This is a genomic window from Streptomyces mobaraensis (assembly GCF_020099395.1).
Lineage (GTDB): Bacteria > Actinomycetota > Actinomycetes > Streptomycetales > Streptomycetaceae > Streptomyces.
On record NZ_CP083590.1, the window covers coordinates 1,587,333 to 1,609,763 of the forward strand.

Here is a 22,431-nt window from a genome sequence, read left to right on the forward strand (position 1 = left end):
CCGCCGCCCCTCCCACCCCCTCCCCCCTCCCCGTTCCACCCACCCTTTTCCCTTCCAAACGAACGGAATGACGCGCATGCTTCAGCAGCGAGAATCGGTCGCGCTCATCGGTATCGGCTGCCGGTTCCCCGGCGGCATCGACTCCCCGGAATCGTTCTGGAATTTCCTCTCCGGCGGCAAGGTGTCCGTCGAACCCACCCCCGAGGACCGCTGGCGTCCCTACACGAAGATCAGCCCGGAGTTCTCCGAGGCTTTGCGCCGCGCCGACCGGCCGGGCAACTTCATCGGCGACGTCGACGGTTTCGACGCCGAGTTCTTCGGCATCACGCCGCGCGAGGCGGAGTTCATGGACCCGCAGCAGCGGCTCGTCCTCGAAGTGGCGTGGGAGGCGCTGGAGCACGCCGGCATGGCGCCGCGCTCGGTGGCGGGCTCCGACGCCGGCGTCTACATCGGCACCTGCTCCGACGACTACGGGCGGCGGTTACTGGAAGACCTGCCCCGCATCGAGCCGTGGACGGGCATCGGCGCCCAGCTCACCGGCATCGCCAACCGCGTCTCGCACGTCCTCGACCTGCACGGCCCCAGCTTCGTCCTGGACTCCGCCTGCTCGGCGTCGCTGGTGGCGGTGCACCTGGCCTGCCAGTCGCTGCTCACCGGCGAGACGTCCCTCGCCCTGGCCGGCGGCGTCAACATCATCCTCTCGCCCGCGTACACCCTCACCCTGGAGGCGGCCGGTGCCCTCTCCCCCGACGGCCGCAGCAAGCCGTTCGACGCGGAGGGCGACGGCTACGGGCGCGCCGAGGGCTGCGGCGTCCTGGTGCTCAAGCGGCTGGCGGACGCCGAGCGGGACGGCGACCGGATCCTCGCCGTGATCCGCGGCTCGGCCGTCGCCCAGGACGGCGCGACCAACGGCATCATGGCCCCCAACCCCGACGCCCAGCGCGACCTGCTCCGCCTCGCCTGGCGGCAGGCGGGCCTGGACCCGGCCACCGCCGGCTACATCGAGGCGCACGGCACCGGCACCCGGCTCGGCGACCCGGTCGAGGCGTCCGGCCTGCACGCGGTGTTCGGCACCGGGCGGCCGGACGGCAAGCCGTGCTGGATCGGCTCGGTGAAGTCCAACATCGGCCACGCCGAACCCGCTTCGGGCGTCGCCGGGATCATCAAGGCCACGCTGATGCTCCGCGAGGCGGAGCTGGCGGCGACGGTCCTGACCAGCGAGCCGAGCCCCGACATCCCCTGGGACGACTGGGGGCTGCGGCTGGTCACCGAGCACCAGCCGTGGCCGAAGGGCGACACCCCGCGCCGGGCCGGCGTCTCCGGGTACGGGTACGGCGGCACCATCGGGCACATCGTCCTGGAGGAGGCGCCCGCCGCCGACGAGGAGCCGGTCGCGGAACCGGAGGGCGGCGCCGTCCGCGCGTACCCCCTCTCGTACCGCTCCCGCGCCGGGATCACCGCCTACGCGGCCCGCCTCGCCGACTGGCTGGAGCAGCACCCGGGCACCCCGCTCTCCGCCGTCGGCCACACCCTCGCCACCCGCCGCAGCCACCTGGAGCACCGGGCGACCGTCGTCGCCGACGGCCGCGCCGAACTCGTTTCCCTGTTACGGGAGTTGGCGGCTGACGAGACCGGGGAGCGGCAGCTTGACGGTGTCGTCACCGGTGCCGTACCGCCCGGGGGCGCGGCGGACACCGGGACGGTGTGGGTGTTCTCAGGGCACGGCTCGCACTGGCCGGGGATGGGGGCCGAACTGCTGGCCGAGCGTGCCGAGTTCGCGGCTGTCATCGACGCGCTGGAGCCCGTGTTCCGGGAGGAGCTGGGCTTCTCGGCCCGGCAGGCCCTGCTGGACGGCGACTTCGACTCCGTCGACCGTGCCCAGTCCATGATCTTCGCGATGCAGGTGGGCCTCGCCGAGGTGTGGCGGGCGCACGGGCACCGGCCGTCGGCCGTCATCGGGCACTCGGTGGGCGAGATCGCCGCGGCCGTGGTGGCCGGGGCGCTGAGCCTGGAGGACGGCGCCCGGCTCAGCGGCCGGCGGTCGGCGCTGCTGCGCCGGGTGGCGGGCCGGGGCGCGATGGCCATGGTCGGGCTGCCCTTCGACGAGGTGGCGGCGCGGCTCGCGGACGACGGGCGGATCTCGGCCGCCATCGCGTCGTCGCCGCTGTCGTCGGTGGTCTCCGGCGACGCCGAGGCCGTGGCGGAGCTGGTCCGCGACTGGCAGGCGGAGGGCCTGCCGGTACGGAACGTCAACTCCGACGTCGCCTTCCACAGCCGGCACATGCTGGAGCTCACGGACGGCCTGCGCGACGCCCTTCAGAAACTTGCCCCACGCGCCCCGGAGGTACCGCTCTACACCACGGCCCTCGCCGACCCCCGCTCCGACGCCCCGCACGACGCCGCGTACTGGGTGACCAACCTGCGTGAACCGGTCCGGCTCGCGCAGGCGGTGACCGCGGCCGTCGAGGACGGGTACCGTCGCTTCCTGGAGGTCTCGCCACATCCGGTCGTCTCCCACTCGATCGGCGAGACGCTGGCCCATCTGGACGTCACCGGCGCGCACATCGGCCACAGCCTCCGCCGCGACAAGCCCGAAGTGCGGACGCTGCTCGGCCAGTTGGGCGGGCTGCACGCCCACGGCGCCGAGATCGACTGGTCGCTCCACCACCCGGCCGGGCCCCCGGCGGAGCTGCCCCCGGTCGTCTGGCAGCACCGCAGGCACTGGCTCGACGCCGTGCTGCCGGCCGCCGCGGCCGTCTCCCACCAGCACGACATCAGCGGTCACACCCTGCTCGGCGCCCCCGTGGACCTCGCCACCACCAACGGCACCGCGCTACGGCTATGGAACACCGTCCTGGACGAGGCCAGCCGCCCCTTCCCCGGCGGGCACTCCCTGCACGGCGCCTCGATCGTCCCCGCCTCCTCGATCATCCACACCTTCCTGGAGGCCGCCCCGGGCGTCGGCGGCAGCAAGGCGCTGTTCGACCTCTCGCTGCGCTTCCCCATCGCTCTCGCCTCGGCACGCGAGGTGCAGGTGGTACGGGAGGGGCTGGAACTGCGGCTCAGCACCCGGGCCGTGGGCGCGAAGGGCGGCCCGGGCAACTGGCTGACGCACACGTCCGGTTCGACCCTGGCCGACAGCGCCGTACCGTTCCCGGACGCCTTCCTGACCGTACGCGCCCCGGACGGTCTGGTGACCGCCGACCCGTCGGTGGTGATCGGCCGGCTGGACGCGATCGGCGTCGAGGGGATCGCCTGGCCGTGGGAGGTGCGCGAACTCCTCCAGGGCGAGAACGTGCTGCGGGCCGTGATCCACGCCCCCGCCGTACCGGGCGACCAGGTCACCTGGGCGCCGCTGCTGGACGCGGCCCTCGGCGTCGTCCCCGTCATCTACGGCGGGCCGCCCACCGTCCGGATGCCCGCCCACATCCGCGAGGTGCGCGTGGTGGGCGAGGCACCCGAGACCGGTGTGGTGGACATCCGGCTCGTCGACCCGGAGACGGACACCGTCGACATCGTCATCAGCGACGAGAGCGGGCGGCTGTGCGCCTGGCTGCCGGGGACGCGGTTCGGCGCCCTGCGCTCGGAGGCGCCGGCCGGGCGCGCGGCGGAGGCGGAGCCCACCGCCGGGCCGGACGAGCCGGCCGCCGTCGATTGGGCGTCCCTGCCGGCCGACGCCCTCGCCGCCCGGATCGACGAGGAGGTCTGCGGACGACTGGCCCGCGAGATGAAGATCCCGGCGGCGGAGCTGGACCGCGACCGGCCGCTGACCGATCTGGGGCTGGACTCGGTGATGTCGATGGTCGTCTGCGGGCAGCTGGAGAAGCTGCTCGGGATCCGGCTGCCGGTCACCGTCCTGTGGAACCACCCGACGGCGGGGGGCCTCGCGGCGTACGTGGCCGGGCAGTTGGGCGCGCGGGAGGAGAGGCAGGAGGAGGAACAGGAGGTGGCGGCGGCGTAAACCCCCGCACCCTCCCCCGACACGGCCGGCCCGTGTGCGACTCGGCGTCGCACACGGGCCGGTCCGCGTCGCGAGGCCCCTTGACAGTCCGGGGCCGGTCGGGCACTTTCTTTTCCGTTGCACGGATTATCAATTCCATACTACGGAAGAAGGTGTCCTGTGGTGGCTCCCGATGATCAGCACCTGGCCGCCAACCTCTCCCTCCTCCACACCGGCCTCCCACTCCTCGAACGCCCCGCCGCCGCGGCCGCCGCAGGCTTCACCGCCGTCGAACTGTGGTGGCCGTGGCCGGACGAGCCCTGCCCGCCCCGCTCCGAACTCGACGCGCTGCGTGCCGCGTTGACGTCGGCCGGCACCCGCCTCGTGGGGCTCAACTTCTACGCGGGCCGGCTGCCCGGGCCCGACCGGGGTGCACTGTCCCTGCCGGGACGGGAGTCGGAGCGGTTCCGCGCCAACATCGACGTCGCCGCCGACTTCGCCGGGTCGCTGGGCTGTACGGGCCTCAACGCCCTCTACGGCAACCGCCTGCCGGACACGGACCCGGCCGTCCAGGACGCGCTCGCCCTCGACAACCTCGTTCTCGCGGCACGCGCGGCGCACCGGGTCGGCGCGGATCTGCTGATCGAGGCGCTCAACTCGGCCGAGTCGCCGGACTATCCGCTCGTGACGGCGGAGGCGGCCGTCGCCGTGGTGGAGCGGGTCAACGCGGTGACGGGGTTGGGGAACGCGAAGTTTCTGATGGATCTGTATCACTTGGCGATGGGCGGTGCGGAGTTGGACGCCGTCATCGATCGGTACGGAGGCGTGGCCGGGCATGTGCAGTTCGCGGACTGGCCGGGGCGGGGGGCGCCGGGAACGGGGCGCTTGGATTTCAATGCGCTGGTCGCGCGGCTTCGTAAGGCGGGGTACGGCGGGTGGGTCGCGTTGGAGTACCGGCCGTAACGGGGGGTTTGCCCCAGTCCCGCCCCTTCCCGTTTCTCGCGGGGGCTGCGCCCCCGCACCCCCGAAACCGCGCTGCGCGCGGTTGTCCTCAAACGCCGGACGGGCTGGATTCGGCCCGGGACGGCAATTTCAGCCCGTCCGGCGTTTGAGGACGAGCGGCGAAGCCGCGACAAGCGGGGTCTGGGGCGCAGCCCCAGGAAACGGCGAAGGGGCGGGACCGGGGCACACCCCACAACCGAAAGGAACCCCCATGCACATCGCCTGGATCGGCCTGGGAATCATGGGCTCCCCCATGGCCCACAACCTCCTCAAAGCCAACTACCCCCTCACCGCTCACACCCTCGAACAGCACAAACTCGACCACCTCGCCGCCCACGGCGGCACCCCCGCCCCCACCATCGCGGAAGCCGTCCGCGACGCGGACGTCATCATCACCATGCTCCCGGCGGACGCCGAGGTGACGGCCGTCGCACTGGACAGCGAAGACGGCGTCTTCGAACACGCCCGCCCGGGCGCCCTGTTCATCGACATGTCGACGGTCACACCCCGCACGGCCGTCACCCTGGCCAGGGAGGGCGCCGACCGCGGCCTGCGCGTCCTGGACGCCCCCGTCTCCGGGGGCGAGGCAGGTGCCATCGAGGGCACCCTCTCCATCATGGCGGGCGGGGAGCGGGCGGACTTCGAGGCGGCGCGGCCGCTGTTCGACGTCCTCGGGTCGACGGCCGCGCTGTGCGGTCCGCACGGCGCCGGCCAGACCGTCAAGGCGGCGAACCAGCTGATCGTCGCGGCGACGCTGCAAGCCTGCGCCGAGGCCGTCGTCTTCCTGGAGCGTTCCGGGGTGGATCCGGCCGTCGCGCTGGACGTGCTGAACGGCGGGCTCGCCGGCTCGGCGGTCCTCGACCGGAAGAAGCACGCCTTCCTCACCCGGAACTTCACCCCGGGCTTCCGGATCGACCTGCACCACAAGGACATGGGCATCGTCACCGCCGCCGCCCGCGAGGCCGGCGTCGCCCTGCCCCTCTGCGGGCTGGTCGCTCAACTGGTCGCGGCGGTCCGGGCGCAGGGCGACGGCGGGCTGGACCACTCGGCCCTGCTGCGCGGTGTGGAGAGGATGTCGGCGTCATGAGCGGAGTCGTGAACGGAGGCACGGGCGGAGGCACGAGCGGAGGCATGCGCGGAGTCACCGTGCCCCGGATCCCCGCGATGCGCGCGGTGGTGCACATCCTCAAGGACGAGGGCGTCGACACCGTCTTCGGCTGCCCCGGCGCCGCCATCCTCCCCCTCTACCAGGCGCTGGAGGCGGACGGCGGCGTCGAGCACCTCGTCGTCCGGCACGAGGAGGCCGCGGCGCACATGGCCGACGGCTGGGCCCGCACCAACGGGCGGGTCGGCGTGGCCCTGGCGACCTCGGGGCCGGGCGCCACCAACCTGATCACCGGTCTCTACACGGCGCACGCGGACTCGGTCCCGATGGTCTGCGTCACCGGGCAGGCGGTCTCCGGCAAGCTGCCCCAGGAGGCGTTCCAGGCGGTGGACATCGTGGCGGTGGCCCGGCCGGTCACCAAGTGGGCCGTGCAGGTCAAGGAGGCGGCGCAGCTGCCGTGGGTGTTCCGGGAGGCGTTCCGCACCGCCCGCGAGGGGCGGCCGGGGCCGGTGCTCGTCGACATCCCGCTGGACGTGGCCCGGCACGAGATCGCGTACGCGCCCGGGACCGACGCCCGGCTGCCCGTCCGGCCGTGTCCGCCGCACGGGCCGTCCGTCGAGGCCGCCCTGGATCTGCTGCTCGCCGCGGAACGGCCGCTCGTGCTGGCCGGCGGCGGGGTCGTCACCGCGGGCGCGGCGGCGGAACTCCGGGCGCTCGTCGAGGAGCTGCGGCTGCCGTTTCAGGTGACGCTGATGGGCAAGGGCGTCATCGAGGACGACCACGAGCTCAACATGGGCACCACCGGCATCCAGACGTCCCAGCGGTATGCCAACGCCTCGTTCCTGGAGGCCGACTTCGTGCTTGCCGTCGGCGCCCGCTTCGGCGACCGCCACACCGGCGCCGACCTCTCCGTCTACCGGGGGACGCGCACCTTCGTGCAGGTGGACGTCGAACCCACCCAGCTGGGCCGGGTGGTCGCGCCGGAGCTGGGGATCGTCTCGGACGCCCGCGCCTTCCTCGCCGCGCTGCTGACCGCCGCCCGGGCCCGCTCGGCCGGGAGCGGAGCCGCCCGGCCGCGGATCGGTCCCTGGCGGGCCCGGTGCGCCGAGCTGAAGCGGACCCTCGTCCGCCGCGAGGACTTCGACACCGTGCCCGTCAAGGCGCCCCGGGTCTACAAGGAGATCAACGAGGTCTTCGGCGCGGACACGTACTTCGTCACCGCCATCGGCCTCTACCAGATCTGGGGCGGCCAGCATCAGAAGGCCCACCGGCCGCGCCACTACCAGGTCTGCGGTCAGGCCGGGCCGCTCGGCTGGGAGGTGCCGGCCGCGATCGGCGTCAAGAAGGCGCTGGAGGGCATGGGCCGGGGCGCGACGGAAGTGGTGGGCGTCGTGGGGGACTACGGGTTCCAGTACACGGTCGAGGAACTGGCCGTGGCCGCCCAGTACGCCATCCCCTTCGTACTGATCATGCTCAACAACGAGTACCTGGGCCTCATCCGGCAGGCGTCCCTGCCCTACGCCATGAACTACCAGGTCGACATCCATTACGACGAGACGGGCACGGACAACGTCAAGATCATGGAGGCGTACGGCTGTTCAGGACGGCGGGTCGTCCGGCCCGGCGACATCCGGCCCGCCATCGAGTGGGCGCGCGAGAAAGCCGTCGCCACCTCGCGTCCCGTGCTGGTCGAGATCATGATCGAGCGGGAGGCCAACACCCCGCACGGCACCGACATCGACGCCGTCCGCGAGTACGAGCCACTGCCCGCCCCCTAAACCCCCGGACGGTGGCGTCCCCACCGCCGGGTCGCGCCGCGGCGCCGCCGTCCGGGTCCCCGCTTCGGCCATTCGCGCCCCCCGCGGCGTCCGCTTCGTGGACTATGGAGTGCCTCAGTCCTACGGACCCGTTCGCTGGAGCCGACCATGGCCAAGAGCGTTCCGGTGCACTGCCCGACGTGCGGCCGGGAGCACCCGTTCACTCCGCCCACCTATCCCTGCGCCTGCGGCGCTCCCCTCACCCTGCCCGTCTCCCCCGGTTCCGTTCCGCATCCGGTCGCCCACCGCACCTGGCGCAACGGCTGGGTCGCCGTCCGCTGCGGCGGCTGCGGGCGCCAGGGCCAGTGGCCCAGACCGGAGTTCGACTGCTCGTGCGGGGCCGTGGTGCAGCTCTCCGTGGAGTCCGCCGCGCCGGCCGGCGGCGAGGGGCGCGCCGGAACCCGGCGGACGAACCGGCCGGACTTCCGGCCCGTCGCCATCCGCACCGAGCGCGACGCCGTCACCGCCGCCCAGCGCTATCTGCGCTGGCTCGGCTTCGCCCAGGTCCGGCGTCCGGACCGGCCGGCCGGGCCGACGGGCACGGGCCTGGTGGACCTGCTCGCCAACGGCCTGGTCGTACGGGTCGATCCCACGACCCTGCCCACGACCACGCGGGACGTCGAGTGCCTCTGGCTGCGCGCCCTCACCGAGGACGCCACCGGGGTCTGCTTCTCGCTCGCCGGCTACACGACCGAGGCCCGCTCCCGGGCGGACGACTGCCGGCTCCCGCTGTTCGTCATGGACCTCACGGGCGCGCCACGCGCGCTCAACGCGTGCGCGGAGGAGCTGGTCCGCCGGCGGTGAGCCCTTTGGGGGGGCGTCGGCGCTGGGTTCCTCCCAGGTCCGACGTCGCTGGGCCTTTCCCCGGGCCCGCCGTCGCTGGGCCTTTCCCGGGGTCCGCCGTCGCTGGGCCCTTCCTGGGGTCCGCCGTGGTCGGCCCCGCCGGATGCCGGGCGGTCCCGGCCCTCCGTCAGCCCTGCTGCCCGGCCGGCTTCCGCAGGGCCATGACGTTGCCGACCGTCTCGGCGGCCTCCTGCTTCCACGCCTCCAGGGCGTCCTTGCCCGAGCTCACGACACCGTCGAAGAAGCCCGCCCCGGCGGCGGGCGAACCACCGGCGGCGGACGGCGCGGCACCCCGCGCGGGGCCGGAGAGCACACCCAGGAACGCGGCGGCGCGGAGGGTCATTACGGCGAAGCTGCGCATGAAGTACCTCTAATCCGCTCATCGGCTGAGACACATCACGAATGCCCTGGGCCCTGCGGCCCCATGCCGCGCGTCACCCCCACGAGGTGACCGGGGAAGCACCGAAACGTTCCCCCGGCCAGGAGTTCGGGTCGCCGTCCCGCCCGGGCGCTCGTCCTCGCACCGAGCCTCCCCGGCCGCCGGGCCGGGCAAAACGATGCGCCCGGCACTCCACCCCACAGGGGGAATTGCCGGTCATGTCAGCGCATTCGGGGCGGGCGCGGCACGGTTGTTCCGGAGCGCGGGCACGGGCGGGCGCGGGCGCGCGCGGCACCGGAGGCGCGGAGGCGGGGCACAGAGGGAGTGCGCTCCCCCGCTCACGCCCGGAGCGCGCGGATCAGCTCGCGGACCGCCGCACTGCCCGCGAGCTCCGGGGTCGTGACGTAGCCGACGCTCCGCCGCGGGCCCGTCGGGCCCAGGTCCACGACGGTGACGCCGGCGGGGGCCATGGCCAGGGCGAGGGACGGCATGATGGCCATGCCGAGGCCCTGGGCGACCATCGAGAGGACGACGCTGTCGTCCTCCGCGTTGATCGTGGCGGGCGGGATCCAGTCCTGCCCGGCCCACCAGTCCCGGGTGTACGAGCCGCAGTTCTCGGCCCAGTCGACCAACGGCAGGGAGCGCGGCGCCGGATGGCCCGCCGGGTGGACCAGGGAGTAGGGCTCGGTGATCAGCGGTGCCGCCACCAGGCCGGGCGGCAGCGGCTGGGTGCCGTCCAGGGTGGCGATGCCCAGGTCAGCGCGGCCGTCGGCGACTTCACCGGCCGTACCGCGGCCGATCTCCCGCACGATGCGCACCTCGGGCGCGAGCCCCGGGTGCCGTGCCGCGAGCCGGGCCAGCGCCCCGGGCAGCAACTGGGCGGCCGCACTGCGGAACGCGGCGATCCGCAGAGGTCCGGAGAGCCCTTCCGGACCCGGCCCACGGGTCTCGGCGCCCATGGTCTCCAGCAGCCGCAGGATGCGCCGGGCCCGGGCCACGGCCCGCGTCCCGGCCTCCGTGGGGCGGGCGCCGTGCCGGCCGCGGTCGAAGAGGACGGCGCCGAGCTTGCGTTCACAGGTGCGCACGGCGTGCGAGACCGCGGACTGCGTCAGTCCCAGCCGGGCTCCGGCGGCGGTGAAGCTGCCCACCGCGTCCACGGCAGCGAGGACGCGGAGCTCGGGGAAGGTGATCTCGTTCTGTGGCACCGGGTGAATCTACGTCCATGAACGGGATTCATGGAAGCCCTCGGTCCATCGACGCCAGGGGCTGGGTACCGCCCCGAGCCCCGGCCTACGGTCCTCCCATGACCAGCACAGCCCTCACCAGCACCGTCCCGACCGGCACCATCGCGACCGGCACGCTTCCGGCCGGAACACTTCCGACTGCCACGCTTCCGGCCGAAACGCTTCCGGCCGGCACCGCGCGCGGCACCCTCCGCGCCGTCCACCAGACCGCCCGCCCGCAGGGCATGCCGACCGCCGCGCACTTCGCCTTCGTCGAGGAGCCGCTGCCCGCGGTGCCGCCCGGCGCGGCGCTGGTGGAGAACCTCCTGCTGTCCGTCGACCCGTACATGCGGGAGGCCATGGACTCCGCGTGGGAGCTGAACGCGCCGCTGGAGGGCCGGGCGGTCGGGCGGGTGGTGGAGTCCCGCGATCCAGCACTGGCCGTCGGCGACCTGGTCTTCCACCGGAAGGGCTGGCGGACGCACGCGGTGGTGAGCACGGCGGAGGGCGCACGGGTGCTGCCGCGGCACGAGGGCGTACCGGTGAGCGCCTGGCTCGGGCTGCTGGGCGGGACGGGCCTCAGCGCGTACGTCGGGCTGACGCGCGTGGCGAAGGTGCGGCCAGGGGACACCGTCTTCATCTCGGCGGCCGCCGGCGGCGTGGGCAGCACGGCCGGGCAACTGGCCCGGCTGCTGGGCGCGGGCCGGGTGATCGGCAGCGCCGGCTCGGCCGCCAAGGTCGCGCACCTCGTGGACGACCTGGGCTTCGACGCCGCCTTCGACTACCACGACGGGCCGGTGGCCGAGCAGCTGGCGAAGGCGGCCCCGGACGGCATCGACGTCTACCTCGACAACGTCGGCGGCGACCACCTGGAGGCGGCCATCGCGTCGATGCGCCCGCACGGCCGGATCGCGTGGTGCGGCGCGGTGGCCCAGTACAACAGCGCGGAGCCGCCGCCCGCGCCCCGCAACCTCTACGACATCGTGGAGAAGAGCATCCGTCTGGAGGGCTTCCTGGTCCGCGAGCACGGCGACGCGCAGGAGGAGTGGGAGGAGTTCCTCGTCCCGCACATCGCGGCCGGGCGGGTGGTGCGGGACGAGACGGTCGTGGAGGGGTTCGACCGGGTGGTGGAGGCGTTCCTCGGGATGCTGGGTGGGTGGAACACGGGCAAGATGCTCGTTCGGGCGGCCGTCGCGTAGGGGGTGCCCCACCCCGCCCCTTCTCCGTTTCTTGCGGGGGCAAGCCCCCGCACCCCCGAAGCGCGCTGCGCGCGGCTACCGCGCCCCCGCCCCCTCCAGCAACGCCACAGCCTCCTCCCTCAACTCCACCTTCCGTACCTTCCCGCTCACCGTCATCGGAAAGGTCTCCATGACCCGCAGATAGCGCGGCACCTTGTAGTGGGCGAGCCGGCCCCGGCAGTAGCGGGCCAGTTCGTCGCGGCTGAGGCCGCCCGCGTCGTCGTGGAGGATGACGCAGGCCATGATCTCCTCGCCCATCTGGTCGTCGGGCACCCCGATGACCTGGACGTCGGCGATCTTCGGGTGGGTGTGCAGGAACTCCTCGATCTCGCGCGGGTAGACGTTCTCCCCGCCCCGGATGATCATGTCCTTGCTGCGGCCGACGATCCGGACGTACCCCTCCTCGTCCATCACCGCGAGGTCGCCCGTGTGCATCCAGCGGTCGGCGTCGATGGCCTCGGCGGTCCGCTCGGGGTCGTTCCAGTAGCCGAGCATCACCGAATAGCCGCGGGTGCAGAGTTCGCCGGGCTCGCCGCGGGGGACGGTGGCGCCGGTCTCGGGGTCGGTGATCTTCACCTCGATGTGCGGGAGCACCCGGCCGACCGTGCCCGTCCGGCGGTCCAGGTCGTCGTCGCGCCGGGTCTGGGTGGAGACCGGGGAGGTCTCGGTCATGCCGTAGCAGATGGTGACCTCCTCCATGTGCATCTCGGCGACGACGCGCTTCATCACCTCGGCGGGGCAGGGCGAGCCCGCCATGATGCCGGTGCGCAGCGTGGAGAGGTCGTAGGTGGCGAAGTCCGGCAGGTCGAGCTCGGCGATGAACATCGTGGGGACGCCGTAGAGCGAGGTGCACCGCTCGCGTTCGACGGCGTGCAGGGTGGCCGTGGGGTCGAAGGTGGGCGCGGGGATGACGACGCAGGCGCCGTGGGTGGTGGCCGCGAGGTTTCCCATGACCATGCCGAAGCAGTGGTAGAAGGGGACGGGCAGGGCGATCCGGTCCTCTTCCGTGTAGCCCAGCGTCTCGCCCACGAAATAACCGTTGTTGAGGATGTTGCGGTGGGAGAGGGTGGCGCCCTTGGCGAAGCCGGTGGTGCCCGAGGTGTACTGGATGTTGACGGGGTCCTCGGGGCTCAGCCCGGCCTCCCGTTCGGCCAGCCGCTCGCGGGGCGTCCCGGCGCCGAGCCGGACCAGGCCCGTCCACGTCCGGTCGTCCAGGTAGACGACGTCGCGCAGCGCGGGGCAGTCCCCGCGGACCTGCTCGACCATGCGCCGGTAGTCGCTCGTCTTGTACGCGGTGGCCGAGACCAGTACCGAGACCCCGGACTGCCGCAGGACGTAGGAGAGTTCGTGCACGCGGTAGGCCGGGTTGATGTTGACCATGATCGCGCCGATGCGGGCGGTCGCGTACTGGACGATCATCCACTCCGGGCAGTTGACGGCCCAGATGCCGACCCGGTCGCCCTGGGCCACCCCCTTGGCGAGCAGCCCCAGCGCCACCTCCTCCACGGCGCGTCCGAACTCCGCGTACGTCCACCGGCGTCCGCCCTGGACGTCGACGAGCGCCTCGCGTTCACCGAAGAGGGCGACGGAACGGGTGAGGCTGGTGCCGATGGTCTCTCGAAGCAGGGGGGTGTCGACGGGGCCGCCCGCGTACGAGGGTGTGCTCACCGGTGGTCTTCCTCTCTGAATTCGGTACCGCCGCCCTGCGCGGTGCGTTCGCGCAGCTCGATGCGGCGGATCTTGCCGGACACGGTCTTGGGCAGCTCGGCGAACTCCAGCCGGCGGACGCGTTTGTACGGCGCGAGGACGGCGCGCGAGTGGGCGAACAGCGCCTTCGCGGTGTCCGGCCCCGGCTCCCAGCCCTCGGCGAGGACGACGTACGCCTTGGGCACCGACAGCCGCAGCGGATCGGGCGCGGGCACGACGGCGGCCTCCGCGACGGCCTCGTGCTCCAGGAGCGCGCTCTCCAGCTCGAACGGCGAGATCTTGTAGTCGCTGGACTTGAACACGTCGTCCGCGCGGCCGATGTAGGTGATGTAGCCGTCCGCGTCCCGCGCGCCGATGTCGCCGGTGCGGTAGTAGCCGCCGGCCATCGCCTCGGCGGTGCGCTCGGGGTCCCCGGCGTAGCCGGTCATCAGGCCGACGGGCCGGGTGGCAGGGTCGCCCGTGAGGTCGAGGCAGATCTCCCCCTCGTCGGCCGGCTCACCGGTGACCGGGTCGAGCAGGACGACGGTGAAGCCGGGGCTCGGACGGCCCATGGAACCCGATTTCAGCGGCTGCCCGGGCGGGTTGGCGACCTGGACGGAGGTCTCCGTCTGCCCGAAGCCGTCCCGGATCGCGACGCCCCAGGCGCGCCGGACGGCCTCGATGACCTCCGGGTTGAGCGGTTCGCCCGCCGCCACGACCTCGCGCGGCGGGGTGCGCAGGGCGCGCAGGTCCGCCTGGATGAGCATGCGCCAGACGGTCGGCGGGGCACAGAAGCTCGTCACACCGCAGCGGTCCATCTCGGCCATCAGGCGCGCCGGGTCGAAGCGCGTGTAGTTGACGACGAAGACCGTCGCGCCGGCGTTCCAGGGCGCGAAGAAGTTGGACCAGGCGTGTTTGGCCCACCCGGGCGAGGAGATGTTGAGGTGCACGTCGCCAGGGCGCAACCCGATCCAGTACATCGTGGACAAGTGGCCGATGGGGTACGAGGTGTGGGTGTGCTCGACGAGCTTGGGGCGGGCGGTGGTTCCGGAGGTGAAGTACAGGAGGAGGGGGGCGTCGGCGGGGGTGGGCCCGTCGGGCACGAAGCTCTCGTCGTCCGGGATGAAGCTCTCGCCGTTCCCCTCTTCCGCCGCACCATCCTCGAACGGAAGCCAGCCGGGCGGCGGGGTGCCGCCGACGGCGATCCGGGTGTAGTCGCCCGGCACCTCGGCGAACTTGCCGGTGTCGGCGGTCCGCACGACGACATGCCGGGCCCGGCCGCGGCCGATCCGGTCGGCGAGGTCGGCGGGCCCGAGCAGCGGGGTGGCGGGGATGACGACGGCGCGCAGCTTCATCGCGGCGAGCATGGTCTCCCACAGCTCCGCCTGGTTGCCGAGCATGACGACGATCCGGTCGCCGGCGCGGACGCCGCGGGCACGCAGCCGGCGGGCGGTCCGGTCGGAGCGGCGGCGCAGGTCGTCGAAGGACAGCTTCGTCTCGGAGCCGTCCTCCTCCACGATCCACAGGGCGGTGGCGTCGTTCCCCCGGGCGAGCGGGTCGAACCAGTCGAGCGCCCAGTTGAACTCCGCGGGCCGGGGCCAGACGAAGCCGTCGTACGCGGCGCGGTAGTCCTCCCGGTGGGCGAGCAGGAAGTCCCGTGCCGCCCGGAAGGTTTCGGCGCCGTTCGCCGCTCCGTCCGGTGCTCCCGCCCTGTTCCCCGCCGCCTTCTCCGCCGCCTTCTCTGTCGCCACGTGTTCCTCCAGTTGCCGCGCGAGCCGTCGATCCGCAGGTGAGCATCGTGCGTCGGTGATCGAAGACCCGCCAGCCCCGGACGGGACTGTCCGCGCCGCGCGAACAGGGGATTCCCGCCGGGGTTCCCGGGGGACGGCCGTCCCCGCACTAGTCCTTCCGAATTCTTTGCCCGCTCATGGCAGAGTGGTAGTGGGACCCGGCGCACGGGAGGGGCGCACACCCGGCGCACGGGTTCACGGCGGGCGGTCGCGCGCCGGGTGATCCGCCGTCCGCGGCGGTGCGCGGCCGTGCCGGGGTGGGGAACGCGCCGGTATGGCGCCGCTGTCGCGTCGCTATCGCACCGGTATGGCTTCGGTATCGCTTCGTATCGCGTCGCTTGCGTCAACGGGCCGTCAAGGCTCACGTGTGGCGGGTCAACAGGCTGTCAAGGAAACGGTCGTCCGGCGTCCGGCCGGGCATACCGTGGGCAGCACGGCGCCCCGGCCGCCGGCTCGGGCGCAGCGTCCCTGTCCCACCCCGCTCACCCCCGGTTCACTTTCCTCTCATCCTCCCCGAGGACTGTCATGCGTGTAAACCGAACTCCCGCCGAAGCCGCCGCGGTAGCGGCCGTGACGGCCGCCCACAGCCCGGTGGCCGACGGCGGGGAGTCCTCCGAAGAGCCCTCCCATCCCGGCGGGACGCCGCTCCCGGCCTCCGCTTCTCCCGCTCCTTCCCCCACCTCCGTCCTTCCGGCGCTGTACGTGCCGGTCCGGCCCTGTCCCGTCGGCTTCGCGCTGCGCGTCTTCCGTACGCCGCTCGGGGGCCGGACGGCCGTCGCCTTCACCACGCCCGCGCGGCTCACCGCGTGCCTCGGCGCCCACCAGCCGACCGTCCGGCTGGCCCTGCCGGCGGTACGGGCGCTCGCCGCGCCCCTCGGCGTCACCCTCGTCTCCGTGGACCCGCAACTCACGGCCCCGGCGGTCCGCCGCTCCCCCGACGGGCCGTCGCCCGCTGCGCTGCTGCCCACGCTCGGGGGCTGAGTTCGCGGTCGCGTGAGCGGCTCGCGGGCGGGGCGGGGGCGGCGCGGGGGCGGTTCGGGCCCGGCGCGGTTCGTGGTGCGCGGTGCGCGTGCCCGGCCGGAGCACCACGGTCACCGCCGCCCCGCACGCCTACGAGCCGCGAGCCGCGAGCCGCGAGCCGCGAGCCGCGAGCCGCGAGCCGCGAGCCGCGAGCCGCGAGTGAGCGCCCACGTCCACGCGGAGATGCGCGGGACCGGAGAAGCCGCCGTGACCACGGACGCGCCCCGGTACGTACCCCGGCCCCTCTCTCCGCCTCCCCACCAACCACCCACGCCCCTCCAGGCCCAAAGGCGTCGAAGGAACCCCCGTGCCCCTCCCCCACCCCGCCCCGATCCCGCCCGCGCCCATAACCTCCGTACCTCCCGGGGTCTCCGGATCCCCCGAAGCCGCCGAAGCCGTCGGTCCGGCGCCCCTGTGGCCGGCCTCCGCCCGTACCCTGCCGTCCGGCGAGGTGGCCGTCGGCGGGGTCCCCCTGGCTGAACTCGCCGACCGCTTCGGCACCCCGGCGTACGTCCTCGACGAGGACGAGGTCCGCGCCCGGGCGCGCGCCTGGCGTGCCGCGCTCCCCGACGCCGGGATCGCCTACGCCGGCAAGGCGTTCCTCTGCCGCGCCATGGTCCGCTGGATCGACGAGGAGGGGCTGGACCTCGACGTCTGCTCCGCCGGGGAGCTCGACCTCGCCGTGCACGCCGGATTTCCCGCCGAGCGCGTCGTGCTGCACGGCAACGCCAAGAGCCCCGCCGACCTGCGCGCCGCGCTCCGGTTCGGCGTGGGCCGGATCGCCCTGGACAGCACGGGCGAGATCGCCCGGCTCGCCGCGCTCGTGCCCGCGGGGACCCGGCAGCGGGTGCTGCTGCGGGTGGTCCCGGGGGTGGCCGCGGGGGCGCACGCGGCGGTACGGACGGGGGTGGAGGGACAGAAGTTCGGGCTGCCGATCGCGGGCGGCGAGGCCGAGGAGGCGGTGGTACGCATCCTGGGCCAGCCCCGGCTCGAACTCGTCGGCCTGCACTGCCATCTCGGCTCGCAGATCACCTCCACCGACCCGTACGCGGTCGCCGTCCGGAAGCTCGTGGAGCTGCTCGCCCGGCTGCGCGACCGGCACGGCGTCACCTTCCCCGAACTGGACCTGGGCGGCGGCTTCGGCATCGCCTACCGCCCCGGCGACCCGGCCGTGGACCCCGCCGCGTACGCCGACCGCGTCACGGCGGAACTCGCCCTGCGCTGCGCCCACGCCGAACTCCCCGTCCCCCGGCTGACGGTCGAACCGGGCCGCTGGATCGCGGGCCCCGCCGGGGTGGCCCTCTACCGGGTGCTCGCGGTCAAGACGACGGGCGGGCGCACCTTCGTCGCCGTCGACGGCGGCATGAGCGACAATCCCCGTCCCGCCCTGTACGGGGCCCGGTACACCGTCCACCTGGCGAACCGTTCCTCCCTGGCACCGGCCCGTACCGTGACGGTGGTCGGCCGGCACTGCGAGGCCGGCGACGTCCTCGCCGAGGACGTCCCGCTCCCGGGCGACCTCCGCCCGGGCGATCTCCTGGCGGTCCCCGCCGCGGGTGCGTACCACCTGTCCATGGCCTCCGCGTACAACCACGTCGGCCGCCCGCCCGTGGCGGCGGTCTCGGGGGGCCGGGGGCGGCTCGTGGTGCGCCGGGAGACGCTTGAGGATCTGCGGAGCCGCGACGTCGGGGTGTAGGGGGTGTGCCCCGGTCCCTCCCCCAGAGGGGGGCACCCCCATTCACCGTTTCTTGCGGGGGCTGCGCCCCCGCACCCCCGAAACCGCGCTCCGCGCGGTTGTCCTCAAACGCCGGACGGGCTCAGATCTCCCGCGCCACCGCCCGCACCAGGGCCCGGGACTCCTCCCGGTCCAGAGCCGCGTTCTCCATCCACGCCAGTTGAGCCCGGCACTTCGTCAACTGCAACTCCGCGTGCCAGAACAGCGGCCCGAGCTCCGAGTCCAGTTGCGCCGTGTCGAGTTGCCGGACCGGCCCCTCCGCGTACAGCAGCGAGTGGCCGGCTCCGGGAAAGGCACCGCTGGAGACGGGGACGACCCGCAGGACGACGTGGTCCAGCTCGGACACCTCGGCCAGGTACTCCAGTTGGCGCCGGGTGACGTCCCGGCCGCCGAAGCGGGTGCGCAGGGCGGTCTCGTGGATGTATCCGACGTAGTCCAGCGGCCGGTCGCCGCGGAGGACGCGGGCCCGTTCCATCCGGAAGGCCACCCGGAGTTCCACCTCCAGCCGGCTCGGCGGTGGCAGGACCGCCGCGAAGATGGAGCGGGCGTAGTCCTCGGTCTGGAGGAGCCCGGGGAGGTGCATGACCTGGGAGGTCAGGACCCGTTCCGCGTGCCACTCCAGCTCCGCGATGTCGAGCATGCCGGGCGGCAGGTCCGCCCGGTACCGCTCCCACCAGCCTTGTTTGCGGTCGGTGGCCATGTCGGCGAGGGCCTCGATGTACCGCTCGTCGGAACACGCGTAGTTGCAGGCGAGGATGCGCAGTCTCTCCGGCGAGACGACGCGCGTCCCGGACTCCATGTGGGAGATCTTCGTACGGTCGACGCCGAGCAGGCGGGCGGCGTAGTCGGTGGAAACCCCGGCCGCGGTGCGCATCTTGCGCAGCTCGCTCCCCAGCCTCTTCTGGCGTTCGGTGGGTGTCGTTCTGGGCGGCATGTGCCTTTCCTACTGGCTTGCGGGCGCGCCCGGCCCGGTACGGCCGCCCGTTCACCCGATGGAGGCATGAGCCACCGGCGTGGTGGCACAGGTGCCCCCACTGCGGCGAGCGCACCGGGACCCTCCGGACGGCGCCGGCAGGGCTCTCGAACGACGCCGCATGCGGCGAAAGCATTCGGACAGTGAGCATACGGAATTAGCCGATCCGGTCTCACATGCCACACAAGCCTCTCTTTGCACTCCCACATCACCCATGATCGTTTCCGCCGGACGGCGGACACCGTTCGACCAGCGGTACCGCCGTGCCATGCCCGGCTCGACCAGCCAGGGCTGAACCGACGGGAGAAACACGTGAAGTTCACCAGACTGACCACCCTCACCGCCGCCCTCACCACGGTGGCCGTCCTCGGCACCGGCGTCTCGCACGCCGCCGCCGCGGCCACCCGCACCCCGGCGGCCCATCCGGCGGCGGCCGCCGTCGCGGACCCGCGCCCGACGGCCGCGCAGGAGCTGGAGACCCCCGACGGACAGCGGTTCCTCGCCGCCCTGACCGTGATCGACGGTATGCCCGACGACGTGGTGGGGCGCGGGGACGACGCGGTCCGCGCGTATCTCGCCGAGCACCTCCCCACCGGGCCGGACGGCGTCGTGGCCTTCGGTTGGTGGCAGACCACCAAGTGTGTCGCCGCCATCACCGCCGCCGTGGCGGGCGGTGCCGTTCCCGTCGCCAAGGTCCTCAAGCTCAAGGCGTTCATCAGCAAGGCCGGCGGCGTCAAGAAGGCCGCCTACCTCCTGATCCGCGTCGCCAAGGGCGAGGAGAAGATCAGTGAGCTGGGCGCCACCCTCGGCGGCCTGGCCTCGGCCATCCTGGGCATCGACCAGATCAAGAAGCAGTGCCGCTGACCGGGGAGGCCCCATCGCCATGACGAGCACCAAGACGCGTACGACGGCGCTGATCACCCCGGTGGGCCCCGAGGCCCAGGACGAGGCACGGACGCTGGCCGCCGAGGGCCGCACGGCCAAGGCCGTCCGCCGCCTGCGGAAGGACTCCGGCCTCGGGCTGCACACGGCCTCCGCGGCCCTGGACCTGCTCGGCCGGGGCCACACCCTGCCCACCAGCTACCGGCAGGCGCTGGAATCCCTCCGACACCTCGACGCCCCCCTGGTCGACGAGCTGACGGAACTGCTCCGGGGAGGCGGACGCGACGCCGCGATCAAGCTGCTCCGCGAGCGGACCGACATCGACCTGGCCGGGGGCTACCACCTCGTCATGGAACTGGCGGCGGACATCGGTTCAGCCTGAACAGCCTGAGCGCTTGCCGCCCTTGGAGGCCACGGCCCGGAACCGGCCGTGGCCTCCGCGACGGCTCCTGGAGCGGAGCCCCGCCCCGCGCCTCACACCTCCCGGCGCATGCACACCCGCGGCCACCGGTCCAGCCCGTGCGCGGCCTCCCGCTCCCGGACCGCCCGCAGCTCCGGAGTGATCTCGTCCACGGCCAGCCGGCGGAAGCCGCAGCGTTCGTAATAGGGCGCGTTCCAGGGGACGTCGGCGAACGTGGTCAGGGTCAGCGCGGGGATTCCCGCCGCGCGGGCGACGGTCGCGAGGTGCTCCAGCAGGGCCCGCCCGACGCCCCGGCGCGCGGCGGCGGGGTGGACGGAGACCTGCTCGACGTGGAGGTTGCCGTCGATCCGGTCGGCGAGCAGGTACGCGACGACCGGAGGGCCCCCGTCCGCGTCCCGTTCCCCGGCCTCCGTCGCCACCCAGGCCCGTCCGGCCCGGCGGTACTGCTCCAGTTCGTCGACCTGAAGCGGCTCGTCCGCGGCGATCTCCGCCATGCCGATGTCACGGAACCGTTCGCCCGCGGCCCGTTCCACGTCCCGGAGGAGCGGCAGTTCGGCGGGGTGAGGAGGGCGTATGCGCATGGGGACAGTCTGGTGGGCGGCGACGCGGCACGTCGAACCGTTAAGCCGAGCCGCGCCATCGGGCCGCCGGGTCCGAGCCGTCCGAGCCGTTTGACGCCCACCCCGCGATCCACCATCATGAGCCGTCAACTGAACACGTCAGGCTGGCGCCATGGTGGTAGGTGGGTGCGCCGGCCGGCCCCGCCTCGCGCCGGGACCGGCCGTCACGCGTACCGTACGGGTCGTGTGCCGCCGGTCCGGGAGAGGCCCGACCACCGGGAGTCCCCCGTGACCCACCACTCTTCCGAGACCACCACCCCTGACCTGGTGGACCAGACCCACCTCGCCATCGAGGCGTTCTTCACCGCGCTCGTGGACGACCACCCCGCACCGGACGGCCTCGCCGCCCGCCTCCGCGAGCGGTACGAGCGCCTCCGCGCCGACCAGCGGCACCTGGCCGAGGACGAGTCGTCCCGCCACAACCTGGCCGTCTCCCTCGCCGTCCTGGCCGCGTACCGGGAGCTCTCGCCCGACCACCCCGACGAGGAGCTGCTGCCGCTCCTGGAGCGGGCGTTCGTCGAACCGCTCCGGGCGGAGATGCTGGCCGGGGTCGGTGCCGCGCTCGACGCAGCGCCGGACGCGTTCGCGCTGATGGTGGAGTTCAGCCGGCAGCGCGAACGCGACTACTTCGGCCCCGCCTTCACCTTCAGCCACCCCCGTGACGACGACCGCGAGCACATCGCCCAGGTGGAGCACTGCTTCTACCACCAGGTGCTGGAGGCGAACGGCGCCGGGCGGCTGACGCCGGTGCTCTGCGCCTTCGACGCCAACTGGAGCGACGCCGTCGACCCGGAGCGGCACGGCTTCGCCTTCGAGCGGCCGACGACCATCGGGCACGGCGGCCCGAACTGCCCGTTCGTCTTCCGCCGCACGACCGGGAGGGAGGGCCCGTCCGAGGTCACCGCCCCGTGAACAGGTTCCGCACCCGCCGCCGGGCCCGGCCGGCCGGCCCGTAGTCGTCGTCCCCGTCCCCCTCCGACTCCTCGTCGGAGGTGTTCAGGACGGTCCAGCTGACCGCCGAGACGGCCGGTTCGAGGGAGAGCCGGCTGACGGCCTCCTCCAGGAGGCTGTCGTCTCGGCGCTCGGTGGTCAGGTCGGCGGAGACGGTGACCTTCCCGGCGTCCTCCGCGTCGCGGCTGTGCACCGAGCGCAGCCGGAACCCGGGGCGGCCGACGGCCTGGACGACGAGGGTGCGGACGTGGGCCTCCTCGGGTTCGGTGCAGACGACCTCGAAGTGGTAGTCGGTCGCCACCTCCGCCCCGCCGCGCGGCTCCCGGTCCAGCCGCCGGGCGAGCGGCCGCAGCAGGGTGTTGGCGGCGACGACGCCGGCCGTGCCGAGGATCGCGATCACGTACAGCCCGGTGCCGGCGAGCGCGCCGACGGCGGCCGAACACCACAGCGTGGCGGCCGTGTTCAGACCGCGCACCCGCAGGCCGTCGCGCATGATGACACCCGCGCCGAGGAAACCGATCCCCGAGACGATCTGCGCCGCCACGCGCGACCCGTCGTAGCCCGTGGTGCTGGTGGCGTCGGAGAAGCCGAACGTGGAGAGGAGCACGAAGAGGGCGGACCCGGCGGCGACGAGGGCGTTCGTCCGCAGCCCCGCCATCCGGGCCCGCCACTGGCGCTCCAGCCCGATGACCGAGCCCAGCCCCAGCCCAGCCCCGATGTTGGCCGCCATGTGCCACTCCTGCACCATCGTCCGCCTCCTTCTCCATGCTCTCCGCGTCGCTTTGATATCGGCGGGACGCGGCCGG

The 22,431-nt window shown here is 73.5% G+C and carries 18 protein-coding genes; 11 read left to right on the forward strand and 7 right to left on the reverse strand.

All coding sequences use genetic code 11. From position 1 onward, the window contains the following. Positions 1 to 76 precede the first annotated feature (76 nt). From K7I03_RS06625 to K7I03_RS06645, 5 genes are all read left to right on the forward strand, one after another. A complete protein-coding gene (locus K7I03_RS06625) occupies positions 77 to 3,961 on the forward strand; it encodes a type I polyketide synthase (RefSeq protein WP_221903234.1) in 3,885 nt (1,294 codons plus the stop codon). Between the two features lie 162 nt (positions 3,962 to 4,123). Then, positions 4,124 to 4,903, forward strand: a complete 780-nt coding sequence (locus K7I03_RS06630) for a TIM barrel protein (RefSeq protein WP_398856690.1) — start codon at positions 4,124 to 4,126, stop codon at positions 4,901 to 4,903. 250 nt (positions 4,904 to 5,153) lie between these two features. Beyond that, positions 5,154 to 6,029: a 2-hydroxy-3-oxopropionate reductase gene (locus tag K7I03_RS06635; RefSeq protein ID WP_185944083.1), complete on the forward strand. Its 876-nt coding sequence runs from the start codon at positions 5,154 to 5,156 to the stop codon at positions 6,027 to 6,029. Positions 6,030 to 6,073: 44 nt separating this feature from the next. Beyond that, the gene (gene gcl / locus K7I03_RS06640; RefSeq protein WP_185944082.1) at positions 6,074 to 7,825 is read left to right on the forward strand and encodes a glyoxylate carboligase; all 1,752 of its coding nucleotides are present in this window, start codon (positions 6,074 to 6,076) and stop codon (positions 7,823 to 7,825) included. 147 nt (positions 7,826 to 7,972) lie between these two features. Next, positions 7,973 to 8,668, forward strand: a complete 696-nt coding sequence (locus tag K7I03_RS06645) for a hypothetical protein (RefSeq protein ID WP_185944081.1) — start codon at positions 7,973 to 7,975, stop codon at positions 8,666 to 8,668. A 166-nt stretch (positions 8,669 to 8,834) separates the two neighbouring features. Here K7I03_RS06645 and K7I03_RS06650 read toward each other — a convergent pair whose 3' ends face one another. After that, complete coding sequence (locus tag K7I03_RS06650; RefSeq protein ID WP_185944080.1) at positions 8,835 to 9,068, reverse strand: hypothetical protein; 234 nt, start codon at positions 9,066 to 9,068, stop codon at positions 8,835 to 8,837. Between the two features lie 356 nt (positions 9,069 to 9,424). Then, on the reverse strand, positions 9,425 to 10,291 hold the full coding sequence (locus tag K7I03_RS06655) for a LysR family transcriptional regulator (RefSeq protein ID WP_185944079.1): 867 nt from the start codon (positions 10,289 to 10,291) through the stop codon (positions 9,425 to 9,427). 98 nt (positions 10,292 to 10,389) lie between these two features. Here K7I03_RS06655 and K7I03_RS06660 point away from each other — a divergent pair, with 98 nt between their 5' ends. After that, positions 10,390 to 11,508, forward strand: coding sequence for an NADP-dependent oxidoreductase (locus K7I03_RS06660; RefSeq protein WP_224346925.1), 1,119 nt, complete (start codon positions 10,390 to 10,392; stop codon positions 11,506 to 11,508). A gap of 75 nt (positions 11,509 to 11,583) precedes the next feature. Here K7I03_RS06660 and K7I03_RS06665 read toward each other — a convergent pair whose 3' ends face one another. Together K7I03_RS06665 and K7I03_RS06670 are read right to left on the reverse strand one after the other, a co-directional pair. Next, complete coding sequence (locus tag K7I03_RS06665; RefSeq protein ID WP_185944078.1) at positions 11,584 to 13,215, reverse strand: AMP-binding protein; 1,632 nt, start codon at positions 13,213 to 13,215, stop codon at positions 11,584 to 11,586. Beyond that, complete coding sequence (locus tag K7I03_RS06670) at positions 13,212 to 14,882, reverse strand: AMP-binding protein (protein WP_185944142.1); 1,671 nt, start codon at positions 14,880 to 14,882, stop codon at positions 13,212 to 13,214. Before K7I03_RS06670 ends, K7I03_RS06665 begins: the two co-directional genes overlap by 4 nt. 666 nt (positions 14,883 to 15,548) lie before the next feature. Here K7I03_RS06670 and K7I03_RS34025 point away from each other — a divergent pair. Together K7I03_RS34025 and lysA are read left to right on the forward strand one after the other, a co-directional pair. Continuing rightward, a complete protein-coding gene (locus K7I03_RS34025) occupies positions 15,549 to 16,004 on the forward strand; it encodes an SAV_915 family protein (protein WP_313772163.1) in 456 nt (151 codons plus the stop codon). A 385-nt stretch (positions 16,005 to 16,389) separates the two neighbouring features. Continuing rightward, positions 16,390 to 17,739, forward strand: coding sequence for a diaminopimelate decarboxylase (gene lysA / locus K7I03_RS06680; RefSeq protein WP_449657237.1), 1,350 nt, complete (start codon positions 16,390 to 16,392; stop codon positions 17,737 to 17,739). A gap of 121 nt (positions 17,740 to 17,860) precedes the next feature. On the opposite strand, the gene K7I03_RS06685 is transcribed toward lysA, so the two are convergent. Further along, entirely contained in the window at positions 17,861 to 18,712 is an 852-nt protein-coding gene (locus tag K7I03_RS06685) for a helix-turn-helix domain-containing protein (protein ID WP_185944077.1), read from the reverse strand. A 351-nt stretch (positions 18,713 to 19,063) separates the two neighbouring features. On the opposite strand from K7I03_RS06685, the gene K7I03_RS06690 reads away from it, so the two are divergent. Together K7I03_RS06690 and K7I03_RS06695 are read left to right on the forward strand one after the other, a co-directional pair. After that, positions 19,064 to 19,615 carry a hypothetical protein gene (locus tag K7I03_RS06690; protein WP_185944076.1) on the forward strand — a complete coding sequence of 184 codons (552 nt, stop codon included), beginning with the start codon at positions 19,064 to 19,066 and terminating at the stop codon, positions 19,613 to 19,615. A 19-nt stretch (positions 19,616 to 19,634) separates the two neighbouring features. Next, positions 19,635 to 20,015, forward strand: coding sequence for a hypothetical protein (locus K7I03_RS06695; protein WP_185944075.1), 381 nt, complete (start codon positions 19,635 to 19,637; stop codon positions 20,013 to 20,015). 92 nt (positions 20,016 to 20,107) lie between these two features. Here K7I03_RS06695 and K7I03_RS06700 read toward each other — a convergent pair whose 3' ends face one another. Beyond that, positions 20,108 to 20,635: a GNAT family N-acetyltransferase gene (locus tag K7I03_RS06700; protein ID WP_185944074.1), complete on the reverse strand. Its 528-nt coding sequence runs from the start codon at positions 20,633 to 20,635 to the stop codon at positions 20,108 to 20,110. A gap of 267 nt (positions 20,636 to 20,902) precedes the next feature. Between K7I03_RS06700 and K7I03_RS06705 the strand changes: the two genes are divergently transcribed. Next, entirely contained in the window at positions 20,903 to 21,586 is a 684-nt protein-coding gene (locus K7I03_RS06705; protein WP_185944073.1) for an L-2-amino-thiazoline-4-carboxylic acid hydrolase, read from the forward strand. Here K7I03_RS06705 and K7I03_RS06710 read toward each other — a convergent pair. Next, positions 21,573 to 22,373 (reverse strand): MgtC/SapB family protein, encoded by an 801-nt coding sequence (locus K7I03_RS06710; RefSeq protein ID WP_185944072.1) that lies wholly within the window; start codon positions 22,371 to 22,373, stop codon positions 21,573 to 21,575. The two genes, K7I03_RS06705 and K7I03_RS06710, sit on opposite strands and share 14 nt — an antisense overlap. Positions 22,374 to 22,431: the final 58 nt, after the last annotated feature.